Origin of the sequence: Pseudoxanthomonas winnipegensis (assembly GCF_004283755.1) — a bacterium.
Classification (GTDB): domain Bacteria; phylum Pseudomonadota; class Gammaproteobacteria; order Xanthomonadales; family Xanthomonadaceae; genus Pseudoxanthomonas_A; species Pseudoxanthomonas_A winnipegensis.
This window is the reverse complement of the sequence record NZ_SHMH01000002.1, coordinates 46545-68393: the sequence shown is the minus strand read 5'-3', so window position 1 is coordinate 68393 and position 21849 is coordinate 46545. Positions and strand designations below refer to the sequence as shown.

22 protein-coding genes and 1 tRNA gene are annotated in these 21849 nt (G+C 71.0%); 12 read left to right on the top strand and 11 right to left on the bottom strand.

Translation table 11 applies throughout. The features are described 5' to 3' along the window. The first annotated feature begins 10 nt into the window (after window positions 1-10). From EAT51_RS03625 to EAT51_RS03615, 3 genes are all read left to right on the top strand, one after another. Complete coding sequence (locus EAT51_RS03625) at window positions 11-1015, top strand: OmpA family protein (RefSeq protein ID WP_228257804.1); 1005 nt, start codon at window positions 11-13, stop codon at window positions 1013-1015. 102 nt (window positions 1016-1117) lie between these two features. Continuing rightward, a complete protein-coding gene (panE, locus tag EAT51_RS03620) occupies window positions 1118-2053 on the top strand; it encodes a 2-dehydropantoate 2-reductase (RefSeq protein WP_130520333.1) in 936 nt (311 codons plus the stop codon). 69 nt (window positions 2054-2122) lie between these two features. After that, window positions 2123-2641 (top strand): hypothetical protein, encoded by a 519-nt coding sequence (locus EAT51_RS03615; RefSeq protein WP_130520331.1) that lies wholly within the window; start codon window positions 2123-2125, stop codon window positions 2639-2641. On the opposite strand, the gene EAT51_RS03610 is transcribed toward EAT51_RS03615, so the two are convergent. After that, on the bottom strand, window positions 2638-3438 hold the full coding sequence (locus EAT51_RS03610; RefSeq protein WP_130520329.1) for a TatD family hydrolase: 801 nt from the start codon (window positions 3436-3438) through the stop codon (window positions 2638-2640). The genes EAT51_RS03615 and EAT51_RS03610 overlap by 4 nt on opposite strands. Window positions 3439-3508: 70 nt before the next feature. On the opposite strand from EAT51_RS03610, the gene hrpB reads away from it, so the two are divergent. Next, a complete protein-coding gene (gene hrpB, locus EAT51_RS03605; RefSeq protein WP_165421978.1) occupies window positions 3509-6013 on the top strand; it encodes an ATP-dependent helicase HrpB in 2505 nt (834 codons plus the stop codon). Between the two features lie 267 nt (window positions 6014-6280). Beyond that, a complete protein-coding gene (locus EAT51_RS03600) occupies window positions 6281-6700 on the top strand; it encodes a hypothetical protein (RefSeq protein WP_130520327.1) in 420 nt (139 codons plus the stop codon). A 114-nt stretch (window positions 6701-6814) separates the two neighbouring features. Here the strand turns inward: EAT51_RS03600 and EAT51_RS03595 are convergent, their stop codons facing one another. From EAT51_RS03595 to EAT51_RS03580, 4 genes are all read right to left on the bottom strand, one after another. Then, complete coding sequence (locus EAT51_RS03595; protein WP_130520594.1) at window positions 6815-7357, bottom strand: pseudouridine synthase; 543 nt, start codon at window positions 7355-7357, stop codon at window positions 6815-6817. A gap of 83 nt (window positions 7358-7440) precedes the next feature. Next, on the bottom strand, window positions 7441-7689 hold the full coding sequence (locus EAT51_RS03590) for a DUF2164 domain-containing protein (protein WP_130520325.1): 249 nt from the start codon (window positions 7687-7689) through the stop codon (window positions 7441-7443). After that, a complete protein-coding gene (locus EAT51_RS03585; protein WP_130520323.1) occupies window positions 7686-8075 on the bottom strand; it encodes a hypothetical protein in 390 nt (129 codons plus the stop codon). The genes EAT51_RS03590 and EAT51_RS03585 overlap by 4 nt, the downstream gene beginning before the upstream one ends. Window positions 8076-8091: 16 nt before the next feature. Next, window positions 8092-8919, bottom strand: coding sequence for a class I SAM-dependent methyltransferase (locus tag EAT51_RS03580; protein ID WP_130561318.1), 828 nt, complete (start codon window positions 8917-8919; stop codon window positions 8092-8094). 139 nt (window positions 8920-9058) lie between these two features. On the opposite strand from EAT51_RS03580, the gene EAT51_RS03575 reads away from it, so the two are divergent. The 6 genes from EAT51_RS03575 (at window position 9059) to EAT51_RS03550 (ending at window position 16477) form a co-directional block, all read left to right on the top strand. Next, entirely contained in the window at window positions 9059-10015 is a 957-nt protein-coding gene (locus EAT51_RS03575; protein ID WP_130561317.1) for an aldo/keto reductase, read from the top strand. 117 nt (window positions 10016-10132) lie between these two features. Beyond that, entirely contained in the window at window positions 10133-10291 is a 159-nt protein-coding gene (locus tag EAT51_RS20210) for a hypothetical protein (protein ID WP_165421977.1), read from the top strand. Between the two features lie 328 nt (window positions 10292-10619). Further along, complete coding sequence (locus tag EAT51_RS03570) at window positions 10620-12806, top strand: glycoside hydrolase family 3 N-terminal domain-containing protein (RefSeq protein WP_130520317.1); 2187 nt, start codon at window positions 10620-10622, stop codon at window positions 12804-12806. Window positions 12807-13565: 759 nt separating this feature from the next. Further along, window positions 13566-13636, top strand: a tRNA-OTHER gene (locus EAT51_RS03565). 438 nt (window positions 13637-14074) lie between these two features. Next, window positions 14075-15196, top strand: coding sequence for a slipin family protein (locus EAT51_RS03555; protein ID WP_130520315.1), 1122 nt, complete (start codon window positions 14075-14077; stop codon window positions 15194-15196). A gap of 66 nt (window positions 15197-15262) precedes the next feature. Further along, window positions 15263-16477: an RtcB family protein gene (locus EAT51_RS03550; RefSeq protein ID WP_165421976.1), complete on the top strand. Its 1215-nt coding sequence runs from the start codon at window positions 15263-15265 to the stop codon at window positions 16475-16477. Between the two features lie 103 nt (window positions 16478-16580). Here EAT51_RS03550 and EAT51_RS03545 read toward each other — a convergent pair whose 3' ends face one another. The 4 genes from EAT51_RS03545 to EAT51_RS03530 form a co-directional block, all read right to left on the bottom strand. Next, entirely contained in the window at window positions 16581-17315 is a 735-nt protein-coding gene (locus EAT51_RS03545) for a DUF4850 domain-containing protein (protein WP_165421975.1), read from the bottom strand. A gap of 77 nt (window positions 17316-17392) precedes the next feature. After that, window positions 17393-18088, bottom strand: coding sequence for an alpha/beta fold hydrolase (locus EAT51_RS03540; RefSeq protein WP_130520309.1), 696 nt, complete (start codon window positions 18086-18088; stop codon window positions 17393-17395). Next, window positions 18085-18714 carry a flavin reductase family protein gene (locus EAT51_RS03535; protein WP_205953612.1) on the bottom strand — a complete coding sequence of 210 codons (630 nt, stop codon included), beginning with the start codon at window positions 18712-18714 and terminating at the stop codon, window positions 18085-18087. The genes EAT51_RS03540 and EAT51_RS03535 overlap by 4 nt, the downstream gene beginning before the upstream one ends. A 78-nt stretch (window positions 18715-18792) precedes the next feature. After that, window positions 18793-19065 carry a metal/formaldehyde-sensitive transcriptional repressor gene (locus EAT51_RS03530; RefSeq protein ID WP_130520305.1) on the bottom strand — a complete coding sequence of 91 codons (273 nt, stop codon included), beginning with the start codon at window positions 19063-19065 and terminating at the stop codon, window positions 18793-18795. A gap of 54 nt (window positions 19066-19119) precedes the next feature. On the opposite strand from EAT51_RS03530, the gene dmeF reads away from it, so the two are divergent. Next, complete coding sequence (gene dmeF / locus EAT51_RS03525; RefSeq protein WP_323052882.1) at window positions 19120-20103, top strand: CDF family Co(II)/Ni(II) efflux transporter DmeF; 984 nt, start codon at window positions 19120-19122, stop codon at window positions 20101-20103. A gap of 233 nt (window positions 20104-20336) precedes the next feature. Here dmeF and EAT51_RS03520 read toward each other — a convergent pair whose 3' ends face one another. Together EAT51_RS03520 and EAT51_RS03515 are read right to left on the bottom strand one after the other, a co-directional pair. Continuing rightward, window positions 20337-21083: an anti-sigma factor family protein gene (locus EAT51_RS03520; RefSeq protein ID WP_130520301.1), complete on the bottom strand. Its 747-nt coding sequence runs from the start codon at window positions 21081-21083 to the stop codon at window positions 20337-20339. Continuing rightward, entirely contained in the window at window positions 21080-21607 is a 528-nt protein-coding gene (locus EAT51_RS03515; RefSeq protein ID WP_130520299.1) for an RNA polymerase sigma factor, read from the bottom strand. The genes EAT51_RS03520 and EAT51_RS03515 overlap by 4 nt, the downstream gene beginning before the upstream one ends. Window positions 21608-21849 lie beyond the last annotated feature (242 nt).

Sequence of the window (21849 nt, the reverse complement as noted above, 5' to 3'; positions counted from 1 at the left end):
GGAGTGCGACATGAGGCAGGTGGTCATGACCGTGGCGGTGCTGAGCGGCGCGTTGGCGCTGGTGGCATGCAAGCCGCAGCCGCAGCCGCCCTCGGCGCAGGACGCCGCCGCGCCCGCGGCGGCCAAGGACACCGCGCCGGCCGCGGTCAAGGGCTTCGATCCGGCCAGCCTGCCGGTGTCGAGCGTGGCGCTGGGCGACTTCCCTTACCTCAAGCTGCCCGATGGCTACGTGCCGACCAACAAGGCGGAGCTGGCCGAGTTCGACCAGGTGCCGCTGTGGACCGGCGACCGGCTCGAGCCGGTGGAAGGCCGGATCTGGTGGACCAATGTCAGCGCGGCGCAGGGCAGGACGTTCTCGCAGCTGGAGCTGACCCGCAACATCGAGGCCGCGGTGGCGGCCATGGGCGGGCGCAAGATCTTCGACGGGCAGATCCCCGCCGAGGCGCGCGACCAGCTCAAGAGCTGGCGCGGCGATCCGACCACCCGCTTCGTCGATGGCCTGGGCGATTTCTACAACAACCCCGTGCAGGTGTTCGTGGTCCATCGCGCCGACCGCGACATCTGGATCCACCTGTGCAGCTATCAGTTCGGCGCCGGGCTGCTGATCGCCGAGACCAAGCCGCTGCAGATCACCGCCGGCCTGCTGCCGGCCAGCGCGCTGAAGGCGCAGATCGACAAGGCCGGCAAGGTCGCGCTGCACGTCAACTTCGCCACCGACAAGACCGAGATCCTGCCCGACTCGCAGCCGCAGATCGCCCAGGTCGTGCAGCTGCTCAAGGACGATCCGGCGCTGAAGCTGGCCGTCAACGGCTACACCGACAACACCGGCGATCCGGCGCACAACAAGGCGCTGTCCGAAGGCCGGGCCAAGGCGGTGGTGGCGGCGCTGACCGCGCAGGGCGTGGAGGCCGCGCGCCTGTCCGCCGCCGGCTTCGGCCAGGCCGACCCGGTGGCCGACAACAGCAGCGAGGACGGCAAGGCCAGCAACCGCCGGGTCGAACTGGTCAAGCAATGACCGCAACGTCCGCCTGCGTCGCCTTCGGCGCAGATGCGCGCGATGGCGCAGCACGCGCCTGCGTGCTTACATGCCTGCCGTTGACCGAGTAAGAGGCAAGGCATGCGCATCCTAGTATTGGGGGCCGGCGGCACCGGCGGCTATTTCGGCGGTCGCCTGGCGCAGGCCGGGGTCGATGTGACCTTCCTGGTGCGCCCGGCGCGCGCCGAGCAGCTGGCCCGCGACGGGCTGGTGATCGAGAGCCCGCTGGGCGACGCGCACCTGGCCGTGGCCTGCGTCACCGCCGAGGCGCTGCCGGCGCTGGCGGCGCAGCGGCCCTTCGACTTGGTCCTGCTGAGCTGCAAGGCCTACGACCTGGACAGCTCGCTCGATGCCATCGCCCCGGCGGTCGGCCCGGACACGACCGTGCTGCCGATCCTCAACGGCCTGCTGCACTACGCGGCCCTGGATGCGCGCTTCGGCGCGGACAGGGTGCTGGGCGGGCTGTGCTTCATCAGCGCGATGAAGGGCGAGCGGGGCCAGATCGTGCACCTGGGCAAGGCGGCCTCGATCACCTTCGGCGAGCACGACGGCAGCGGCGACACACCGCGCGTGCAGGCCCTGGCCGCGGTGCTGGCGCAGGCCGGGGTGCAGTACGAGGCGCGCAGCGACATCGCCGTGGCGCAGTGGACCAAGTACAGCTTCCTCACCGCGCTGGCGGGGGCGACCTGCCTGATGCGCGGCAGCGTCGGTGCGATCGTGGCCTGCGAGGGTGGGCGCGACTTCATGACCGGCCTGTACCGCGAGTGCCTGGACGTGGCCGCCGCGGCGGGCGCCAAGGTGCCCGAGACCGCGCAGGCCTCAATGCTGGAGGTGCTCACCCAGCCCGGCTCGTCGCTGACCGCCTCGATGCTGCGCGACCTGCAGGCCGGCCAGCGCGTGGAAGCCGCGCACATCGTCGGCGACATGGCCCATCGCGCCGCCCACTTCGGCCTGCGCGTGCCGCGCCTGGACACGGCCTGGATCCACCTGCAGGTCTACGCCGCGCAGCTCGGCTGACTCCTTCGCGCCGCCGCCACGCGCCGCTGCCGATGCTGCGCGGCGTTGCGTTCTAGGGGAGCGGTGTCGATGAAGGGCTTGTCCGGGTTGTTCAAGGCCGGCCACGTGCTGGTGATCTTCATGTTCATGCTGTGCGGCGTGGCCCTGCTGTGGCTGGCCGCGCAGGAGCTGTGGCACGGCCTGGTCCAGGCGCCGGCCGGGGCGGACATGCGCGCGCGCTTCAACACCGTGCTCGAGTGCGTGGGCCTGCTGACCATCGCGCTGGTGTCGATCGAGCTGGGCCAGACGATCTTCGAGGAAGAGGTGCTGCGCGACGTCAAGGTCAGCGGGCCCACGCGCGTGCGCCGCTACCTGTCGCGCTTCCTGGTGGTGGTGGTGATCGCGCTGTCGATCGAGACGCTGGTGTCGGTGTTCGAGATGGCGCACGAGGCGCCCAGCCAGCTGCCCTATGCGGCGTCCATCGGCGCCACCGCCGCGCTGCTGCTGGTGTCCTGGGGCGTGTTCGTGCGCTTCAACCGCGCCGCCGAGGAACTGGAGCCCGAGGCGATGGCCGATGCCAAGCGCGAAGACGACAAGGTCGAGTCCTAGGCCGCTTGGCCAGGCAGGCCGAAGAACGCGCGCGCGGTCGCGGTGGTGGCCTGGGCGATGCGGTCCGCGTCCTCGCCGCGGTCGCGCGCCAGTTCCTCGGCGATGTGCGGCAGGAAGGCCGGCTCGTTGCGCCGGTCCTTCGGCAGCGGCCTGAGCGTGCGCGGCAGCAGGTAGGGCGCGTCGGTCTCGATCATCAGCCGCTGCGCCGGGATGCTGGGGACCAGCGCGCGCAGGTGCGCGCCGCGGCGCTCGTCGCACAGCCAGCCGGTGATGCCGATATGCCAGTCCTGGTCGAGGTAGTCGAACAGCTCCTCGCGCGTGCCGGTGAAGCAGTGCACCACCGCCGCCGGCAGCCGGCCGTCGAACTGCTTCATGATCGCCATGAAGTCCGCATGCGCATCGCGCTGGTGCAGGAACAGCGGCTTGCCGGTGTCCACCGCGGTCTGCAGCTGCCGCTCGAAGGCACGCCGCTGCGCCGGGCGCGGCGAGAAGTCGCGGTTGTAGTCCAGCCCGCATTCGCCCACGGCCACCACTTCCGGCTGCGCGAGCAGGGCGCGCATCTCGGCATCGCATTCCTCGGTGTATTCGACCGCGTGGTGCGGATGCACGCCGGCGGTGGCGAACAGCACGCCCGGATACGCGCGCGCCAGGTCCAGCGCCTTGGGCGAATGCTCGCGGCTGGCGCCGGTGATCACCAGCTGGGCCACGCCGGCGGCGCGCGCGCGCTGCAGCACAGCGTCGCGGTCGCGGTCGAAGGACTCGTGGGTGAGGTTGGCACCGATGTCGATCAGCTGCATGGAGCGTGGCGCACGAACGTGGGGGCAGCCATTGTAGGGCGTGGCCGACGCGCGCCTTATCCTGTGCGCGATGTCCGCACCTTCCTTCCCCATCGCTTCGCTGCTGCCGCAGATCACCGCCTCGCTGGCCGACCATCCGCGCCTGGTGCTCGAGGCCCCGCCCGGCGCCGGCAAGACCACCCAGGTGCCGCTGGCCCTGCTCGACGCGCCGTGGCTGGAAGGCGGCAGGATCGTGATGCTCGAACCGCGCCGCGTGGCCGCGCGCGCCGCCGCCGGCTTCATGGCCCGGCAGCTGGGCGAGGCGGTGGGCGAGACCGTCGGCTACCGCATCCGCTTCGAGAACAAGGTCGGCCCGCGCACGCGGATCGAGGTCGTGACCGAAGGCATCCTCACCCGCATGCTGCAGGACGACCCGCTGCTGGAAGGCGTCGGCGCGCTGCTGTTCGATGAATTCCACGAACGCCACCTGGCCGGCGACCTCGGTCTGGCCCTGGCGCTGGACGTGCAGGCCGGCCTGCGTGAAGACCTGCGCATCGTGGTGATGTCGGCGACGCTGGATGGCGAGCGCCTGTCGCAATGGCTGGACGCGCCGCGCCTGACCAGCGCCGGCCGCAGCTTCCCGGTGGCGGTGTCGCATTTCCCCGCGCGCCGCGACGAGGCGCTGGAATCGCAGGTGCGCCGCGCGATCGAGCAGGCGCTGGCCGAGCAGCCCGGCGACCTGCTGGTGTTCCTGCCCGGGCAGCGCGAGATCGGCAAGGTCGAAGCCGCGCTGGGCCACAGCCCGGCGCTGGGCCAGGCGCGCGTGCTGGCCCTGCACGGCGAGCTGCCAGTCGAGCGCCAGTCCGAGGTGCTGCAGCCCGATCCCGACGGCCGCCGCCGCGTCGTGCTGGCCACCAACGTGGCCGAGTCGTCGGTGACCCTGCCTGGCGTGCGCGTGGTGATCGACAGCGGCCTGGCGCGCGAGCCGCGCTTCGACCCCAACAGCGGCTTCTCGCGGCTGGATGTGGTGAGCATCGCCCAGGCCTCGGCCGATCAGCGCGCCGGCCGCGCCGGGCGCGTCGCCGAGGGCGTCGCCTGGCGGCTGTGGCCGGCCTCGCAGCGGCTCGAACCGCAGCGCCGCCCCGAGCTGACCCAGGTCGAACTGGCCGCGCTGGCGCTGGAGCTGGCCGCCTGGGGCAGCGACGCGCTGCGCTTCCCCGATCCACCGCCGGCCGGCGCGCTGGCCGCCGCGCGCGACCTGCTGCGCAAGCTCGGCGCGCTCAGCCAGGCCGGCACCATCACCGAGACCGGGCGGCGGATGCTGCGCCTGGGCACGCATCCGCGCCTGGCCGCGATGCTGCTGGCCGCGCCGGCCGGACCGCTGCGCGCCGTGGCCTGCGACCTGGCCGCCCTGATCGAGGCGCGCGATCCGCTGCGCCACGCCGGCGATGGCTTGGCCGCGCGCTGGCGCGCGCTCGCGGCGTTCCGCAACGGGCGCGTGCCGGGCGATGCGCATCGCGGCGGCCTGGCGGCCATCGACGCCGCCGCGCGCCAGTGGCGCCGCCGCGTGCGCGAGGACGCCAGCGCCCCGGCCGAACTGGACGCGCACGTGCTCGGCGATCTGCTCATCCACGCCTTTCCTGACCGTATTGGCTTCCGCCACGCGACCGATCCGCTGCGCTACGCGCTGAGCAACGGCCGCACCGCGCGCCTGTTCGACGACAGCAGCCTGCGCGGCGAGCCGTGGATCGTGGCCAGCGAGCTGCGCTTCGAGGCGCGCGACGGCCTGATCCTGCGCGGCGCGCCGGTGGACGAGGCCGCGCTGCGCCAGGCCTTCGCCGGGCGCTTCTCCACCGGCGACCACGTGCGCTGGGACGCGGACCGGCGCGCGCTGGTGGCCCAGCGCGAGACGCGCTTCGACGCCATCGTGCTGGACGCGCGCCCGGCCGGCCGCGTCGACCCGGCGCAGGCCGCCGGCGCGCTGACCGAGGCGGTGCGCGAGCTCGGCCTGGACGCGCTGCCGTGGACGCCGGGCCTGCGCCAATGGCAGGCGCGCGTGCAGAGCCTGCGCGCCTGGATGCCCGAGCTGGCGCTGCCCGACCGCTCCGATGCGGCGCTGCTGGCCACGCTGGACCACTGGCTCAAGCCCGCCTTCGCCGGCAAGACGCGCCTGGACGCGCTGGACGAGGCCACGCTGGGCGAGGCGCTCAAGTCCGGCCTGGACTGGTCCCTGCGCCAGCGCATCGACGCCCTGGCGCCCACCCGCATCGCCGTGCCCTCCGGCCTGGAGCGGCCCATCGACTACGGCCTGGAGCACGACGGCAGCCCGCGCGCGCCGGTGCTTGCGGTCAAGCTGCAGGAGCTGTTCGGCCTGGGCGATACCCCGCGCATCGCCGACGGGCGCGTGCCGCTGACCCTGCACCTGCTCTCGCCGGGCGGCAAGCCGCTGCAGGTCACCCAGGACCTGCGCAGCTTCTGGGCCAACACCTATGCCGAGGTGCGCAAGGAAATGAAGGGCCGCTATCCCCGCCATCCCTGGCCCGACGACCCCTGGAGCGCCACCGCCACCCACCGCGCCAAGCCGCGCGGCACCTGAGCCCTTTTTCTCGCTTTCGCGCCTACCTGTAGAGCGGAGCTTGCTCCGCTGCTCTTCGTCCGGTTCGTGGGAAAGCCCCAGCGGAGCAAGCTCCGCTCTACAGGCAGGCCGCTGCGAGATTTGTCGAGACGGTTGCTCCTACCCAAGAGCCAATCCCAAGCGAATCCCGGCATTCAGCCTGCGGCAGGCCTCGCGGCGTGGCGCACACAAGCCTTCCACACTGCGGCCGGGACACTGGCCGCCTGTCATCACCCAAGGGGGTCCCCCATGAGCAAGTTCTCCGACATCAGCGATCGCGCCCTGGAAACCGCCCTGGATCTGGTCCACCAGGCAGGCGACGGCCTGCGTCATGCCGGCAGCAGCGCGCGCGACCTGTTGCCCTCGCGCAGCTCCAAGGCCGCCAAGCTGTTCAAGAGCAGCGCCGCGCTGGGTGCGGTGCGCACCGGCGGCAAGGTCGCCGGCAACTTCGTCAAGCGCAATCCGGTGGCCGTGGGCGCCGCCGCCGCGGTGGGCGTGGGCCTGATCGGCTATGCCGTCTATCGCAAGTACAAGGAAAAGCAGGGCCAGCCGCTCAACGGCAGCGCCCGGCGTCTGGAGCCGGCGACCACCCGCGGCAATGCCGGCGTGCGTTCGCGCTCGACCCGCTACAGCCGCGTGGCACCGAAGGCGACCCCGGCCAAGGACTAAAGGTTTCACGCTGAGTCCTCGGCCTTCGCGCCGCAACGGCGGTAGCGGCGGCCGAGCCAGCTTCACCGACACCCGGCCCTTCGCCGGGTGTTCGCGTTTTGGGCGTTGGCTGCTTCAGCCCTGCACGACGCGCCATTGCCCCGGCTGCAGGCCATCCAGCGCGATGCCGCCCATCGCCACGCGCACCAGCCGCAAGGTGGGCAGCCCCACCGCCGCGGTCATGCGCCGTACCTGCCGGTTGCGGCCCTCGCGCAGGGTCAGCGCCAGCCAGGCATCGGGCACGGTCTTGCGCACCCGCACCGGCGGATCGCGCGGCCACAGCGCCGGCGGCGGATCGAGCAGGGCGGCGCGTGCGGGCAGGGTGGCGCCATCGTTCAACACCACGCCCGTGCTCAGCGCCTGCAGCTCCGCAGGCTGCGGCGTGCCTTCAACCTGCACCCAATAGGTCTTGTCCTGCTTGTGGCGCGGATCGGTCAGCCGATGCGCCAGCGCGCCCTCGTCGGTGAGCAGCAGCAGGCCTTCGCTGTCGTAGTCCAGCCGGCCGGCGGCATAGACGTCTTTGGGCAGTCCGAAGTCGGCCAGCGTCGGCCGCGGCGTAACGCTGCGGTCGGTGAACTGGCACAGCACGTTGAACGGCTTGTTGAAGGCGATCAGCACGGCGAAGCGGCGCGGGATGCAGGGGCCGCGCATTATCCCCCGTGCGCAGCGACCCCATCACGAGGATCGCAGCGCGGGTGCCGCTACCTGCGGAACTCGGTCGGCTTCTCGAGCTGCACGATGGCCTCGTTGAGATCGTCCACGCGCGCAGCCAACACAGCCTGCGCGTCGTACAGGCCGCGGTTGTAGAAGTAATCGCCGATCTCCTCGGCGAAGAAGTCCAGCAGGAACTCCGCATCGAAGCGGCCGATCTCCTGCCGAAGCTCCTGATCGAAATACAGCTGGATCCGGCGCACGATCGCCGCCTTCTCCTCGGCCTCGAACCGGATCATTCCCGCACCTCCGTTCCCGTTGCCGCCCTGTTCCGCCTTGCCGAGATCCACATGCGGAAGACCAACAGCACGACGAACGCGATCACTGCGATCCGTGTCAGTACCGGCACCTGCGTTACGCCCTGCGGCCAGAACACGAGCCAGAGCGAAAGCAACGCCAGCGCGGACAGCGCCAGGAAGAGCAGGGCGCGCGCCACGCGCGACGAGAAGGGCCATGCGAGCGCCGGGGCGGAAAACAGCAGCAGGCCGATCGCCTGCATGACCCATCCGATCTGTCCCTGCGCGACATTGCCTGCGACCGCAGTCGCCAGCATCAGCACGGCCATCGCGGCCAGAACCGCGCCCAGCAGCGCGACCGCGCCGGTCAGCAGGGCTCGCCCGCGCATGCCGGGTCCTCTTCGCTCAGGGCTTGATGAAGCGCAGCGTCATGCGGTCGCTTTCGCCGATGGCGCGGTACTTGGCGTCGTCGGCCGGCGGGTGCTTGTTGGTCGGCGGCAGCGTCCACACGCCACCGGGATAGTCCTTGGTGTCGCGCGGGTTGGCGTTGATCTCGCTCTGCCCCTCCAGCCGGAAGCCGGCCGCGGTGGCCAGCGCGATCACCTGCGCCTGGCCGACATAGCCGCTCTTGTCGTCGTCGGCCACGTCGCCCTTGGCGCGATGCTCGACCACGCCCAGCGTGCCGCCGGGCTTGAGTACGGCATAGAAGCCCTTGAACATCGCCTCGGCGTTGTCGGCCATGCGCCAGTTGTGCACGTTGCGGAAGGTGAGCACCACATCGGCCGAGCCGGGCGGGCCGAACACCGGGGCGGCCGGCGAGTAGCGCACCAGCCTGGCCTTGCCGTAATGCGCCGGATCGGCGTCGAACAGCGCCTGCAGGCTGTCGGCGGCCTTCTGCTGGTAGGCGCGCGAGGATTCGGCCACCGCCGCCGGGTCGACCACCGCGGCGATGTACTGGCCTTCGGCCTGCAGGTAGGGCGCCAGGATTTCCGAGTACCAGCCGTTGCCCGGGGTGATCTCGATCACCGTATCGTGCGGCTGCACGCCGAAGAAGGTCAGCGTCTGGCCCGGATGGCGGTACTTGTCGCGTTCGACATTGTCCGGCTTGCGCCAACTGCCATCGACGCTGGCCTTCAGCGCGGGCGCCACAGGAGAGGGCGGGCTCGCCTGCTGTGCGAGGGCCACCGGCGCCAGCGCGGCGCACAGGGTGAGAACGGCAAGCGATCTGCGCATGAGCACATCCCATCAGCGAAGGTGCGCGCGAGCCTAGCATGTCGTGTGGACGTCACCAGGCGTGGACGCGGCGTTAAACGCCCGCGGCCTACCGTGGGACGTCCTTGTTGTTTCCCCACGTTCAGGACAGGAGTGCCACATGACCATTTCGCAACGTCCGCTCGGCAGGAGCGGCCTCACCGTCGCGCCGCTGGCCTTCGGCGGCAACGTGTTCGGCTGGAGCGTCAAGGACGCGGCCGGGACGGCGAAGCTGCTCGATGCCTTCGTCGACGGCGGCTTCAACCTCATCGACACCGCCGATGTGTATCCGGCCTGGGTGCCGGGCAACCGGGGCGGCGAATCGGAGACGCTGATCGGCCAGTGGCTCAGGTCCAGCGGCAAGCGCGACGAGGTGGTGATCGCCACCAAGGTCGGCAAGTGGGACGAGCTGCCCGGCCTGTCGCCGGACAATATCAAGACCGCGGTGGACCAGTCGCTCAAGCGCCTGGGCGTGGACACCATCGACCTGTACCAGGCGCATGCCGACGACCCCTCGATCCCGCTGGAGGCCACGCTGGGCGCCTTCGCGCGGCTGATCGAGAAGGGCAAGGTGCGCGCGATCGGCGCCTCCAACTACAGCGGCGAGCGCCTGGCCGAGGCGCTGGAGGTGGCGCAGGCCCAGGGTCTGCCGCGCTACGAGACGCTGCAGCCGGAGTACAACCTCTACGACCGGGCCGACTACGAGCAGACGCTGGAGCCGCTGGCCAAGGCGCATGGGCTGGGCGTGATCAACTACTACGCGCTGGCATCGGGCTTCCTGACCGGCAAGTACCGCGACCCGGCGGATGCGTCCAAGAGCCCGCGTGGCGAAGCCGCGGTCAGGAAATATCTCAACGAGCGCGGCCGCCGGATCCTGGCGGCGCTGGACGAAGTGGCCGCCCAGCAGCGCGCCAAGCCCGCGCAGATCGCGCTGGCCTGGCTGATGGCGCGCGACTCGATCACCGCGCCGATCGCCAGCGCCAGCAGCGTCGAGCAGCTGCAGGAGATCCTGCGCGCGGCGCAGCTGACGTTGACCCCAGAGCAGATCCAGGCGCTGGACCAGGCCAGCGCGCCCTGACGAAACCGTTGCGCGGCGTGAAGGATTGCCGGCACGGCGTCCACCCGCGCATGACGAGGCCGGATGGACATTCCGCAGCGCGCCGCCGCCTTAGCATCGCGGCGCGAGGAGGCCGTCGTGAGCGTTGCGCATCGCTGGTTCATCCAGCCCGGACCGTCCCACGAGTCCGAGGATTTCCTGCCGCTGCCGCCGGGCAGCGGCGAACCGCCGTGTCCGGTCCAGGCCGGTGATCCGCCCGAGCGCCGCGAAGACGAAGGTTCGCCGCAGCTGCATTAGCGTGGGCGCCATCGTCGCTTTCGATCGCGTCGCCGCCTTTTTGTAGAGCGGAGCTTGCTCCGCTGCATTTCGGTTGGATCATTGGGAAAGCCTCAGCGGAGCAAGCTCCGCTCTACAGGGGGGCCTTTGGGGGCGGTTGCAGCGCGCTTCCCGGGTTCAGGCGCGCTCTCCCGAACCACTGCCGTCCGCCGCCCGTGACCGCGCGCTCACTCGTGGCTCGACAGAAGGCACCGACCGGGTGCAGCCTTGGCTGTTTGGAGCCCCCGAGGGCTTGGCATCCCCGGGGCATGGCCTAGAATGGCTGTAAACGTTTTCATGGCGAGACCGGATGTCAAATTCCGAACGGATTGAAGCCCTCATCGCGCAGATGACGGTCGAAGAGAAAGTGGGCCAGCTGGGAATCTTTGCCGACGCGCTGCGGCCGTTCGCCCCGGATGTGAACCCGGAGGCCAACGCGCTGGACGCCGCGCAGGTGCGCGAAGGCATCCGCGCCGGGCGCATCGGCGCGCTGTTCAACGGCGTCGGCGCGGCGCAGGGGCGCGAGGCCCAGCGCATCGCGCTGGAGGAGTCGCGCCTGGGCATCCCGCTGCTGTTCGGCTCGGACGTGATCCACGGCATGCGCACGGTGTTCCCGATCCCGCTGGGCGAGGCGGCCAGCTTCGAGCCCGACCTGGCCCGGCGCACCGCGCGCGCCACCGCCGTGGAAGCCACCGCCGCCGGCATCCATTGGACCTTCGCCCCGGCCGTGGACATCGCCCGCGACCAGCGCTGGGGCCGCGGCGCCGAGGGCGCCGGCGAGGACGTGGTGCTGGGCTGCGCCTTCGCCGCCGCGCGCGTGCAGGGCTTCCAGGGCCAGGCCGGGCTGCAGGCCGAGGACTGCCTGCTGGCCACACCCAAGCACTTCGCCGCCTACGGCGCCGTGGCAGGCGGCCTGGAATACGCCAGCGTGGACATCTCCGAGCAGACCCTGCGCGATGTGCACCTGCCGCCGTTCAAGGCCGCCTTCGATGCCGGCGCGATCACGGTGATGAGCGCCTTCAACGACATCAACGGCGTGCCGGCCAGCGCCAACCGCTGGCTGATGACCGACCTGCTGCGCGGCGCCTGGCAGTTCCCCGGCCTGGTGGTGTCCGACTACACCGCCGACATGGAACTGATCGCGCACGGCTATGCCGCCGACGAACGCGACGCCACGCGCCGCGCGTTCACCGCCGGCCTGGACGTGAGCATGCAGAGCGGCTTCTACCAACGCCACCTGGGCGCGCTGGTGGAGAGCGGCGAGGTGTCGATGGCGCAGCTGGACGAGGGCGTGCGCCGCGTGCTGTGGGTGAAGGAGCAGATCGGCCTGTTCGACAATCCCTACCGCTCGCTCGACGCCGCGCGCGAGGCCGAGACCACGCACCTGGCCGAGCACGAAGCGCTGGCGCGCGACGCGGCGCGGCGTTCCATCGTGCTGCTGAAGAACGACGATGCGGTGCTGCCGCTGCGCAAGCAGGGCCAGAAGATCGCGCTGATCGGCCCGTTCGTGCGCGACCACGACAACATCGAGGGTTGCTGGACGCTGTTCGGCGACAAGTCGCGCTACGTCACCCTCGAGGCCGGCGTGCGCGCCGCGCTGGGTGAGCAGGCGCAGCTGATCGTCGAAGACGGCTGCGGGCTGGAAGCGGCGATCGAGGGCGGCATCGAGGCCGCCGTCGCCGCGGCGCAGGCCAGCGACGTGGTGGTGCTGGCCATCGGCGAGCCGCAGCGCTACAGCGGCGAGGCGCAGTCGCGCACGCAGATCGTCGTACCGGCCGCGCAGCAGGCCCTGGCCGAAGCGCTGGCGGCGACCGGCAAGCCGCTGGTGGTGCTCCTGCGAAACGGCCGCGCGCTGGCGCTGCAGGGCGCCGTGCGCGACGCGCAGGCCATCGCGGTGACCTGGTTCCTGGGCAGCCAGACCGGGCATGGCGTGGCCGACGTGCTGTTCGGCGACTACAACCCCTCGGCCTGCCTGCCGGTGAGCTTCCCGCAGGACTCGGGCCAGCAGCCGCTGTTCTACAACCACCCGCGCACCGGCCGTCCCGAGCTGCCCGACGTGCACGAGTACAAGTCGCGCTGGCGCGAGTTCACCGCCGACGCGCTGTATCCCTTCGGCCATGGCCTGTCCTACACGTCCTTCGCCTACGGCACGCCGCAGCTGTCCACGGCGCAGCTGGGCTGGGACGAGACGCTGGTGATCACCACCACCGTCACCAACACCGGTGCGGTGGCGGGCGAGACCGTGGTGCAGCTGTACGTGCACGACCGCGTCGCCAGCCGCGTGCGCCCCGTGCGCGAGCTCAAGGGCTTCAACAAGATCGCGCTGCTGGCCGGCGAATCGGCGCAGGTGCAGTTCCAGCTGGACCGCCATCTGCTGGCCTTCACCGGCACCGACCTGGTGTTCGGCGCCGAGCCCGGCCTGTTCGACCTGTGGGTCACCGACTCGTCGGCCAACGGCAGCGCGGTGCAGTTCGAACTGCTGCCGCCGAAAGGCTGATCGATCCGCCGGGCGCCGTCACCGCGGCGCCCGGCGATGATGCGGCGATATGTGCGGGTCGCGCCGATTATCTCGGCGGGCCGATTATTTTTAGAAAAAGTGCTTGCGCACCGATTATGTGCGGTGTATCGTGCGCGCCCATCGCAGGACGCTCCTGCGTTTTAATCCAGCCAATCCAAGCTCATGAACTTCCAGCCCCGCCATCAGATCATCCGCATGACGCAGCTGCTGCGCGTCGCGGGCCTGCGTGCGCTGGAAGCGGCGCACGGCGCGCACAAGGCGGACAACCGCTGACGCCGGTCGACTCCATGGGAGATCGGCCACCGGCGATCTCCCGAGGCACTGCGAATGCCCTCGGGTCTTGAAAACCCGGGGGTTTTTTCTTTCCAGGCATTCGCAAAGGCTTTTGCGTGCGACCACGCACAACCCACCAATATGGCTTTCCGATCCGGAACCGACAGGTTCTGCCCTGGAGCATCCAGGCGTGCTGGCGCACGCCCTGAGGCAAGGGCGCGGCTGCAACCGGCGCATGTGCGCCGCGTGGTGATGCTCCAGCGCGGGTGGCGCGGGGCGGGAACCCATCATTAACTCGTCCGATTAACAAAATCGGACGCACCACATTATCCGCGCGGATCTGCGCGGGTAATCGGGGACGTATTGTCTGATGTTTCCAGCGGCCCGGATTTTGATTCCGGCCGGTGCGCGCGGCGCTGCAGTGGCGTATGCCGGAAGCACGCAGAAATGCGGCCACGACGATGCGGGCGGTAGCTCACCTGGAGAGAGCGCCGGGGCGACCCGGAGGGTCAGGTTCGACACCTGGACGCCCACCACTGGATAGCTCAGTTGGGTAGAGCAACGGACTTGTAATCCGTCAGTCGCGGGTTCGAATCCCGCTCCACGCTCGCAAGAGCACCGGGCGCAAGCCCATCAGGAAACACTCCGTGCGCAAGCGGGGTCGCCCCGGCGAAGGACCGCCGGGCGACAGGCGCGGCGCAGCGGCGTTCGCACCGGGCCGAGGCCCGCGTGGGTCGCGGCGACGGAGGTCGGAACGTGCGCATCGCAATGCATCGCGGTGCGCGCGCTGCGGCGCCGTCGGCCCCGGCACCCCGCGCGCCTCACGCTCCGTGCGGTCGACGTCCAGGGGTGTTTCCACCTTCTTCCTCCTGCCTGCGGCGCGGTGCCGCAGGCGCCGTCCGCGCGTCTTCGTCGATCTGCGCGCGGGCTTGTCTCTTTCGATCGACGACACCAGACCACAAGGAGAAAGTGCCATGTTCTGGACCAAGCGGGTCGTGATCGGTGACGGCGAGCGCGGCCTGGTGTTTGCGGATCGTCAGTTCCAGCGGGTGCTCGGCCCGGGCGTGTACCGCCTGTTCGACGCCTTCAACAAGATCGAGGTGCGCGTGCATCCCACCGTGCCGGCCGAGTACGCCGGCAAGGACAGCGAGGTGCTGAGCGCCGCGCTGGGTGCGCGCCTGGACGCGAGCTTCGTGCTGGCCGACCTGGGCGCCGATGAGGTCGGCCTGGTCATGAAGAACGGCAAGCTCGAAGACGTGCTGCCGCCCGGCACGCGCAAGCTGTACTGGCGCGGCCCGGTCGACGTCGAAGTGCGCGCGCTGCCGCTGACCGCCGGCCTGGAAGTCCCGGCCGAGGTCATGCGGCGCCTGCGCCAGCTCGGCGCGCTGTCCAGGCAGGCGGTGGTGGCCGATGTGCCGGCCGAGTTCGCCGGCCTGGTGTTCATCGACGGCAAGCTGGCGCGCACGCTGGCGCCGGGCAGCACGGCCTTCTGGAACTTCCAGAAGAACGTGGTCGTGGACCTGATCGACCTGCGCGTGCAGGCGATCGAGGTGCAGGGCCAGGAGCTGCTGACCCGCGACAAGGTCTCGCTGCGCGTCAACCTGGCCGCCAGTGTGCGCGTGACCGACCCGGTCGCCGCGCGCACCAAGGTGGCCAAGTACGTCGACCAGCTGTACCGCGAGCTGCAGCACGGGCTGCGCAAGGTGGTCTCGTCCAGGACCCTGGACGAACTGCTGGGCGACAAGGCCGGGCTGGATGCGGAGATCTTCGCCGCCGTGCGCGGCAAGCTCGACGCGTTCGGCGTGGAGGTGCTGGGCGTGGGTATCAAGGACGTGATCCTGCCCGGCGAAATGCGTCAGATCCTCAACGGGGTCGTGCAGGCGGAGAAGCAGGCCCAGGCCAACCTCATCCGCCGCCGCGAGGAGGCCAACGCGACGCGTTCGCTGCTCAACACCGCCAGGCTGGTGGACGAAAGCCCGGTGCTGATGCGCCTGAAGGAGCTGGAGGCATTGGAGAAGGTGACCGAGAAGATCGATCGCCTGACCGTGTTCGGCGGCCTGGATGGCGTGCTCAAGCAGCTGGTCACGCTGAAGTAGCAACACCCCGGGCGCGCCGCAAGGACGCGGCGCGTGCCGGTTCAACCAAGGATCGAGGTGAAACAGATGAATACATTCGAATTGCTGCACGCCGAGGGCAGCGCCACGCCGATCAAGGGCTGGGTGCGCGGTGTGCCGCTGGAGGAACAGGCCCACGCGCAGCTGCGCAACATCGCCGCCATGCCCTTCGTTGGGCCATGGGTGGCGGTGATGCCGGACGTGCACCTGGGCAAGGGCGCCACGGTCGGCTCGGTCATTCCCACGCAGGGCGCGATCATCCCGGCGGCGGTCGGCGTGGACATCGGCTGCGGCATGGCGGCCGTGCGCACCACGCTGCGCGCCGAGCACCTGCCCGACAGCCTGGCCCAGCTGCGCAACAGCATCGAGCGCAGCGTGCCGGTCGGCAACGGCCGCGGCGGCGAACACCACAGGTTGCCCGACAGCATCGGCACGCGTGTGGCGCAGTCGGGCCTGGCCGCGCGCCTGGATGCGATCAAGGCCAGGCACCGCAAGATCCGCACCGACAAGCTGGACGGTCAGCTGGGCACGCTGGGCGGCGGCAATCACTTCATCGAGCTGTGCCTGGACGAGACCGGCGCGGTGTGGGTGATGCTGCACAGCGGTTCGCGCGGCACCGGCAACCTCATCGGCACGTACTTCATCGAACGTGCGCGCGAGCAGCTGGCGCATCGCGTGCTGGGCTATCACGTCCCGGACAAGGACCTGGCCTTCTTCATGGAAGGCGAGCCGCTGTTCGACGACTATGTGGAGGCGGTGTCGTGGGCGCAGGACTACGCCCGCGAGAACCGCGAGGCGATGATGGCGCGGGTGCTGGCCGAGATGCGTCACCGTCTGCCGAAGTTCCAGCTGCAGGCACAGGCGGTGAACTGTCACCACAACTACGTGCAGAAGGAGACGCACGCAGGGCAGGACCTGCTGGTGACCCGCAAGGGCGCGGTCAGCGCCAGGGCGGGCGAGCTGGGCATCATCCCGGGCAGCATGGGCACGCGCAGCTACATCGTGCGTGGCCGCGGCAATGGCGAGAGCTTCCACAGCTGCAGCCACGGCGCCGGCCGCGTCATGAGCCGCACCCAGGCACGCGCCAGCATCACCCTGGCCGAGCACCGCCAGGCCACCGCCCACGTCGAATGCCGCAAGGACCAGGGCGTGATCGACGAATCACCCGCCGCCTACAAGGACATCGACGCGGTGATGGCGGCCCAGGCGGATCTGGTGGAGGTGGTCCACACGCTGCGTCAGGTGTTGTGCATCAAGGGCTGACGCGTATCGTTGGCCCACTGGACGGCTGCCGCGAGGCGGCCGTTCTTTTTTGCGCCTTCATGTTGCCGCGCTCGCCGCTGCCAGTGCGGCCCGTGGTCCGCGCTCAGCGCGCGTCCTTCTCCGGCAGGCGCCAGTCGAGGATGGCGCGGGCCAGGGCGTGCTGGTCCGGCGGCAGGCGCACGCGCAGGTCGTGGTAGGGCAGGTCGGCCTTGCCGTCGAACCAGGCCAGCCCGTCCACCGACAGAGCGCCGGCCTGGCTGTGGTAGCCCAATGTGTGCGGGCCCAGCGCGGTGGTCTTCAGGTCCGGGCCGGCGCCTTCGTAGACGAAGAAGTCTTCCTTGCGCCCCTGCTCGCGGGCCTGGGCGAAGAAGGCGCTGGCCGCGCCGACCGCACAGCCCACGCAGGCGCCGGCGTCGTACAGCGAGACCTCGCCCTGGCCGTCCTCGGCAAGGAAGGCGATCGAAGCCGAGCCATCCACGCCCAGCGCGCCGCGTACCGGCTGCCAGCCGCGTGGCACCAGCAGCCAGCCGCGCGGAGTGGACCAGGCGGTGAGCCGGGCGGCCAGGGCGGGAGCCAGCGTGGCGTCCAGGGTCAGCGGCGGCGCGTCCGCGGTGCTCCAGCCGCTGTCTTCCATCGGATCGACCGCGATGAGCTGCATCGCCGGCAGGCGCACGCCGTTGTTCAGCGTCAGCTCGCCCAACGCGCGGCTGCGCGGCGTGGCGTCGGCGGACGCGCGTTCGGGCGGGGCGTCGAGGCGATAGACCTCGGCCTGGGCCAGGCTGGCCAGGAGCAGCAACAGCAGCCCGCTGCAGGGGCGCAGGAAGGACGGGAGCGACATCGGCATCGACTCACAGGGGCGGCGTGCGCGGAGCATAGGCAGCCGGTTTGGCGGGCGTGTGTCGCGCCCGGTGGCTGCTAGCGCAACAGCCAGTCGCGCAGGGCGCGGCTGGCCGCGTCGGGCTGCTCCAGCGGGCTCAGGTGCCCGCACTGCGCCACCCGCACCAGGGTGGCGTCGGGCAGCAGGGCGGCCATCTGTTCGTGCACGGCCGGCGGGGTGATCGCGTCGTGCTCGCCGACCAGCACCAGCGCCGGCCCGGAGAAGGCGCGCAGCACCGCGCTGCCATCGACGCGCGCGAACGCGCTCTGGCGCAGGAAGACCTCGGCGCCCAGGCGCTGGGTCATGCTTCGGATGCGCGCCAGCAGCGCGGCATCGCCGTGGTGCGAGGGATCGGTATAGGCCCGCATCAGCGCCTCGCCGAAGCCATGGAAGGCGCCGCGCCGGACCGCGGCCTGCTGCGCGCGGCGCTGTTCGGCGCGGGCCGGCGTGTCGGGCAGGTAGGAGGTGTCCAGCAGCGCCAGCCGCGTGACCCGCTGCGGGGCGATGCGCAGGATCTCCTGCGCCACGTAACCGCCCAGCGAGAAGCCGGCCAGCGCGAACGCCGGCGGCGCGGCCGCCAGCACCTGCCGCGCCACCGCGTGCAGGCTCTCGCCCTGGGTCAGGTCGCCGACCTGGCAGTCGGCCAGGTCGGCCAGCGCCTCCAGCTGCGCATGCCACAGCTCGGCGTCGTTGAGCAGGCCGGGCAACAGCAGCAGCGACTCGCGTGCGCTCATGCCTTGGTCGGACGGCGCATGTCGAACATCGCCTCCGGGCCCACGCGCACATACGCGCCGGGTCCGCCGGCACGCAGGATCGGCGCGGCCGCGGCGGTGTCGTACACGCCATCGACCAGGAAGCGCCGGTCGATGTGCACGCCGACCACCTCGCCGAGCACCAGCCACTGCGGCAGCGCGCGGCCTTGCGCGTCGTTGAGCTGGATCAGCTGGGTCAGCCGGCACTCGAAGGCGGCCGGCGTGCCGGCCACGAACGGCGCATCGACCACGCGCCCGGGCAGGGCCTCCAAGCCGCTGCGTTCGAACTCGTCGACCTCGGCCGGGAACGGCGCCGAGCTCTGGTTCATCTGCGTAGCCTGCGCGGCGGTGGTCAGGTTCCAGGTGAACACCCCGGTGGCCTGGATGTTGCGCACGCTGTCCTTCCAGCCCGAGCTGCTGAAGCCGATGAGCGGCGGCGTGTCGCCGAAGGCGTTGAAGAAGCTGTAGGGCGCCAGGTTGCGCACGCCTTCGGGCGAGACCGAGCCGATCCAGCCGATCGGCCGCGGCGCGACGATGGCCTTGAAGGGATCGTGCGCCAGGCCGTGGCCGTCGGCGGGGCGATAGAAATGCAGATCGGGCACGCGCAGGTCCAGGGCGACACCAGGGGCGCACAGCATGCCTGCGCGCGCGTGCCGACGCCGGCAACGCCCGCGCCCGGCGTCCCGCTATTTGAGATACGAGCGCAGGATCTTGTTCACGGCGGCGACCTCGGCGCGGCGCGCGGCGGGATTCTTCTCCTCGGCCACGTGCGACTGCATATGGCCTTCCAGCACCTCCAGCAGCAGGCTCTGCGCCGCGCCGCGGATGGCGGCGATCTGGGTCAGCACGGCCAGGCATTCCGGTTCGCCGGCCAGCGCCTTTTCCAGGGCGGCGACCTGGCCCTTGAGGCGCTTCACGCGCGGGGTCAGGCGCGGGGCGTCGTGGATCACATGCGACATGGGGCCGGGCTCGTGTATACCATGGGGGGGTATCCTACACCCCGGACCCGGCCCATGTCCCTCGACCACGCGCTGCATGCGCATCGCCACGACCACCAGTTCGTCACCGGCAATGCGGCCGGCGAGCGCAACACCCGCCGCGCCGTGGTGCTGACCGCGCTGATGATGGTGGCCGAGATCGCCGGCGGCTGGCTCTTCAACTCGATGGCGCTGCTGGCCGATGGCTGGCACATGAGTTCGCACGCGCTGGCGCTGGGCCTGTCGCTGCTGGCCTACGCGGCGGCGCGGCGCTATGCGCGCGACGCGCGCTTCGCCTTCGGCACCTGGAAGATCGAGATCCTGGGCGGCTACACCAGCGCGGTGCTGCTGCTGTGCGTGGCGCTGCTGATGGCCTGGCAGTCGGTGCAGCGCCTGGTCGATCCGCTGCCGATCCGCTACGACCAGGCCATCGTGCTGGCGGTGCTGGGCCTGGCGGTCAACCTGGTCTGCGCGTGGTGGCTGAAGGACGACCACACCCATCACCACCACGGGCACGACCACGGCCACGCGCACCACCACGACGATCACCATGGGCATGCGCACGCCCACGGCGACCACGACCATCACGCCGACCTCAACCTGCGCGCCGCCTACCTGCATGTGCTGGCCGACGCGGCCACCTCGGTGCTGGCGATCGCCGCGCTGCTGGCCGGGCGCTTCTTCGGCGCGGCCTGGCTGGACCCGGTGATGGGCATCGCCGGCGCGGTCCTGGTCACGGTGTGGGCCGTGGGCCTGCTGCGCGCCACCGGCCGGGTGCTGCTGGATGCGGAGATGGATGCGCCGGTGGTGGAGGAAGTGCGCGAGGTGGTCGCCGCGCTGCCGCAGCCGACGGCGATCAGCGACCTGCATGTGTGGCGTGTCGGCCGCGGCCAGTATGCGGCGATCGTCTCCCTGGTCAGCGCCGCCGGGCTGTCGCCGCAGGCGGTGCGCGCGGCGCTGGCCGTGCATGAGGAGCTGGTGCACGTCACGGTGGAGATCAATGCCTTGCAGGCGGCCTGATCCGCGGGCTTTGCTTTGTGGGAGACACTGCAGTGGCGATGGGCTCTACCAGGAAAGCCCTATCGTCACCATGGTGGCTCCTACCTGTAGAGCGGAGCTTGCTCCGCTGCTCTTCGTTCGGTTCGTAGGGAAGGCCCCAGCGGAGCAAGCTCCGCTCTACAGGCCGGTCGCCGCGAGATTTGAGGAGACAGGTGCTCCCACCAAGCCAACAGCCCTACCAGGTCAACAGCGCCTCAGCCGCGCGGGGCCAGTGCCGAGGCGACGCTGCGGGCGCGCGGATCGTCGAACGGGCTGACCACCGCGAAGCTGGCATCGCCGCGCGACCAGTACTGGGCGAGCAGGTCGCCGTCGCGGCGCTGTCCGGGCCGGCGGAACCAGCCGCCCGGGCGCACGTACAGGCCCAGCCGCGTGCCCTGCGCGTCGGCGTAGACCAGCATGGCCGCCGCGCCCTGTTCGGTGGACAGGCGCTGGCCGCCGACCAGGTGGAAGCCCTGGGCCGAGAGGTCGGGCACCCGGTCGAGCGCGCCGAAGTGCAGGGCCAGCCAGTCGCGCAGCTGCGTGGGCGAGGCGCTGTCCAGCGAGGCCAGCGTGTCGCTGGTGGCGAACAGCCGGTAGGCGGCCACCGCATCGGCCATCGGCAGGCGCGCGACCGGGTTCTGCGCCTGCTTCGCCTGCCAGCCCAGGCCGACGCCGACGCACAGCGACAGCGCCATCGCCGCGGCCATGCCCAATCGGGTGCGGCGCCGCGCGCGGACCTGGCGGCGCAAGCGGGCCGGGTCCAACAGCGGATTGGCCGGCCAGTGCTCGGGCAGCGCCTGCTGCACGCGCAGGCGTTCGGCGTCGCGCTTCCAGTCGGCCACCACCGCCGCACGCTCGGGGTGGGCGGCCAGCCAGCGCTCGATCTCGGCGCGCGCGCTCGCGTCGAGCTGGCCGTCGACATAGGCGTGCAGGTCCGCTTCGCTGGGCGCCAGATGGATCATCGCAGCACCTTCAGCGCCGGCCGCGCCGGCTTGGGTTCGGCATCGCTGGCCGCGCGCAGCGCCTGGCGCGCGCGGGCCAGGCGCGACATGACCGTGCCGATCGGCACGCCCAGCGTGTCGGCGACATCGCGATAGCTGAAGCCCTCCACGCTGACCAGCAGCAACAGCGCGCGCTGTTCGGCCGGCAGGGTGTCGAATGCCGCCAGCGTGGCGTGCGAGGCGGCCACGCGTTCGGCCGAGGGCGCGGTCTCGGCATCGTCACCGCCGAACAGCTGCGCCAGCCGCCGCCAGCGCTGGCCGCGGCGGTGTTCGTCGATGAACTGCCGATAGAGGATCGAGAACAGCCAGGCCTGCAGCGCATCGGGCGTGTGCCGGTGGCGGGCGTGGAGCAGTGCGCGTTCCAGCGTGGCCTGGACCAGGTCGTCGGCCGCGGCGGGCTCGTGCACCAGCGAGCGCGCGAACCGACGCAGACGCGGGATCAGCGTGCGCAGTGTGGCGTCGTCGAGATCGGTGGGGGTGGGCATGGCGGCCAGGCGTCGCGGGGATCTGGGTAGGACGAACCAGGGCGCAGGGTATTCCCGAATGGCAGGCTTTGCGTGAGCGGCGGGTCTGCAGGCGCATGGACCATCGAAGCTGCTGCCGACTGCTCCCTCCCCTTCACGCTGCGCGCGAAAGGGAGGGGGCAAAAAAGCGCTGCGGCGCGATGCGGGAATAAATCCCCCGCCGCGACGTCCTACCTGCACTCCCCAGCCATCGCCAGGTCCGC

What these genes read in the sequence shown, in the direction of transcription:
- dmeF (WP_323052882.1), top strand. Translation starts at nt 19,120, where the DNA reads ATGTCCCTCGACCACGCGCTGCATGCGCATCGCCACGACCACCAGTTC.
- EAT51_RS03615 (WP_130520331.1), top strand. Translation starts at nt 2,123, where the DNA reads ATGAAGGGCTTGTCCGGGTTGTTCAAGGCCGGCCACGTGCTGGTGATC.
- EAT51_RS03530 (WP_130520305.1), bottom strand. Translation starts at nt 19,065, where the DNA reads ATGTCGCATGTGATCCACGACGCCCCGCGCCTGACCCCGCGCGTGAAG.
- EAT51_RS03540 (WP_130520309.1), bottom strand. Translation starts at nt 18,088, where the DNA reads ATGAGCGCACGCGAGTCGCTGCTGCTGTTGCCCGGCCTGCTCAACGAC.
- panE (WP_130520333.1), top strand. Translation starts at nt 1,118, where the DNA reads ATGCGCATCCTAGTATTGGGGGCCGGCGGCACCGGCGGCTATTTCGGC.
- EAT51_RS03550 (WP_165421976.1), top strand. Translation starts at nt 15,263, where the DNA reads ATGAATACATTCGAATTGCTGCACGCCGAGGGCAGCGCCACGCCGATC.
- EAT51_RS03545 (WP_165421975.1), bottom strand. Translation starts at nt 17,315, where the DNA reads ATGTCGCTCCCGTCCTTCCTGCGCCCCTGCAGCGGGCTGCTGTTGCTG.
- EAT51_RS03585 (WP_130520323.1), bottom strand. Translation starts at nt 8,075, where the DNA reads ATGCGCGGGCGAGCCCTGCTGACCGGCGCGGTCGCGCTGCTGGGCGCG.
- EAT51_RS03590 (WP_130520325.1), bottom strand. Translation starts at nt 7,689, where the DNA reads ATGATCCGGTTCGAGGCCGAGGAGAAGGCGGCGATCGTGCGCCGGATC.
- EAT51_RS03520 (WP_130520301.1), bottom strand. Translation starts at nt 21,083, where the DNA reads ATGATCCATCTGGCGCCCAGCGAAGCGGACCTGCACGCCTATGTCGAC.
- EAT51_RS03570 (WP_130520317.1), top strand. Translation starts at nt 10,620, where the DNA reads ATGTCAAATTCCGAACGGATTGAAGCCCTCATCGCGCAGATGACGGTC.
- EAT51_RS03575 (WP_130561317.1), top strand. Translation starts at nt 9,059, where the DNA reads ATGACCATTTCGCAACGTCCGCTCGGCAGGAGCGGCCTCACCGTCGCG.
- hrpB (WP_165421978.1), top strand. Translation starts at nt 3,509, where the DNA reads ATGTCCGCACCTTCCTTCCCCATCGCTTCGCTGCTGCCGCAGATCACC.
- EAT51_RS03625 (WP_228257804.1), top strand. Translation starts at nt 11, where the DNA reads ATGAGGCAGGTGGTCATGACCGTGGCGGTGCTGAGCGGCGCGTTGGCG.
- EAT51_RS03580 (WP_130561318.1), bottom strand. Translation starts at nt 8,919, where the DNA reads ATGCGCAGATCGCTTGCCGTTCTCACCCTGTGCGCCGCGCTGGCGCCG.
- EAT51_RS03610 (WP_130520329.1), bottom strand. Translation starts at nt 3,438, where the DNA reads ATGCAGCTGATCGACATCGGTGCCAACCTCACCCACGAGTCCTTCGAC.
- EAT51_RS03515 (WP_130520299.1), bottom strand. Translation starts at nt 21,607, where the DNA reads ATGCCCACCCCCACCGATCTCGACGACGCCACACTGCGCACGCTGATC.
- EAT51_RS03555 (WP_130520315.1), top strand. Translation starts at nt 14,075, where the DNA reads ATGTTCTGGACCAAGCGGGTCGTGATCGGTGACGGCGAGCGCGGCCTG.
- EAT51_RS03600 (WP_130520327.1), top strand. Translation starts at nt 6,281, where the DNA reads ATGAGCAAGTTCTCCGACATCAGCGATCGCGCCCTGGAAACCGCCCTG.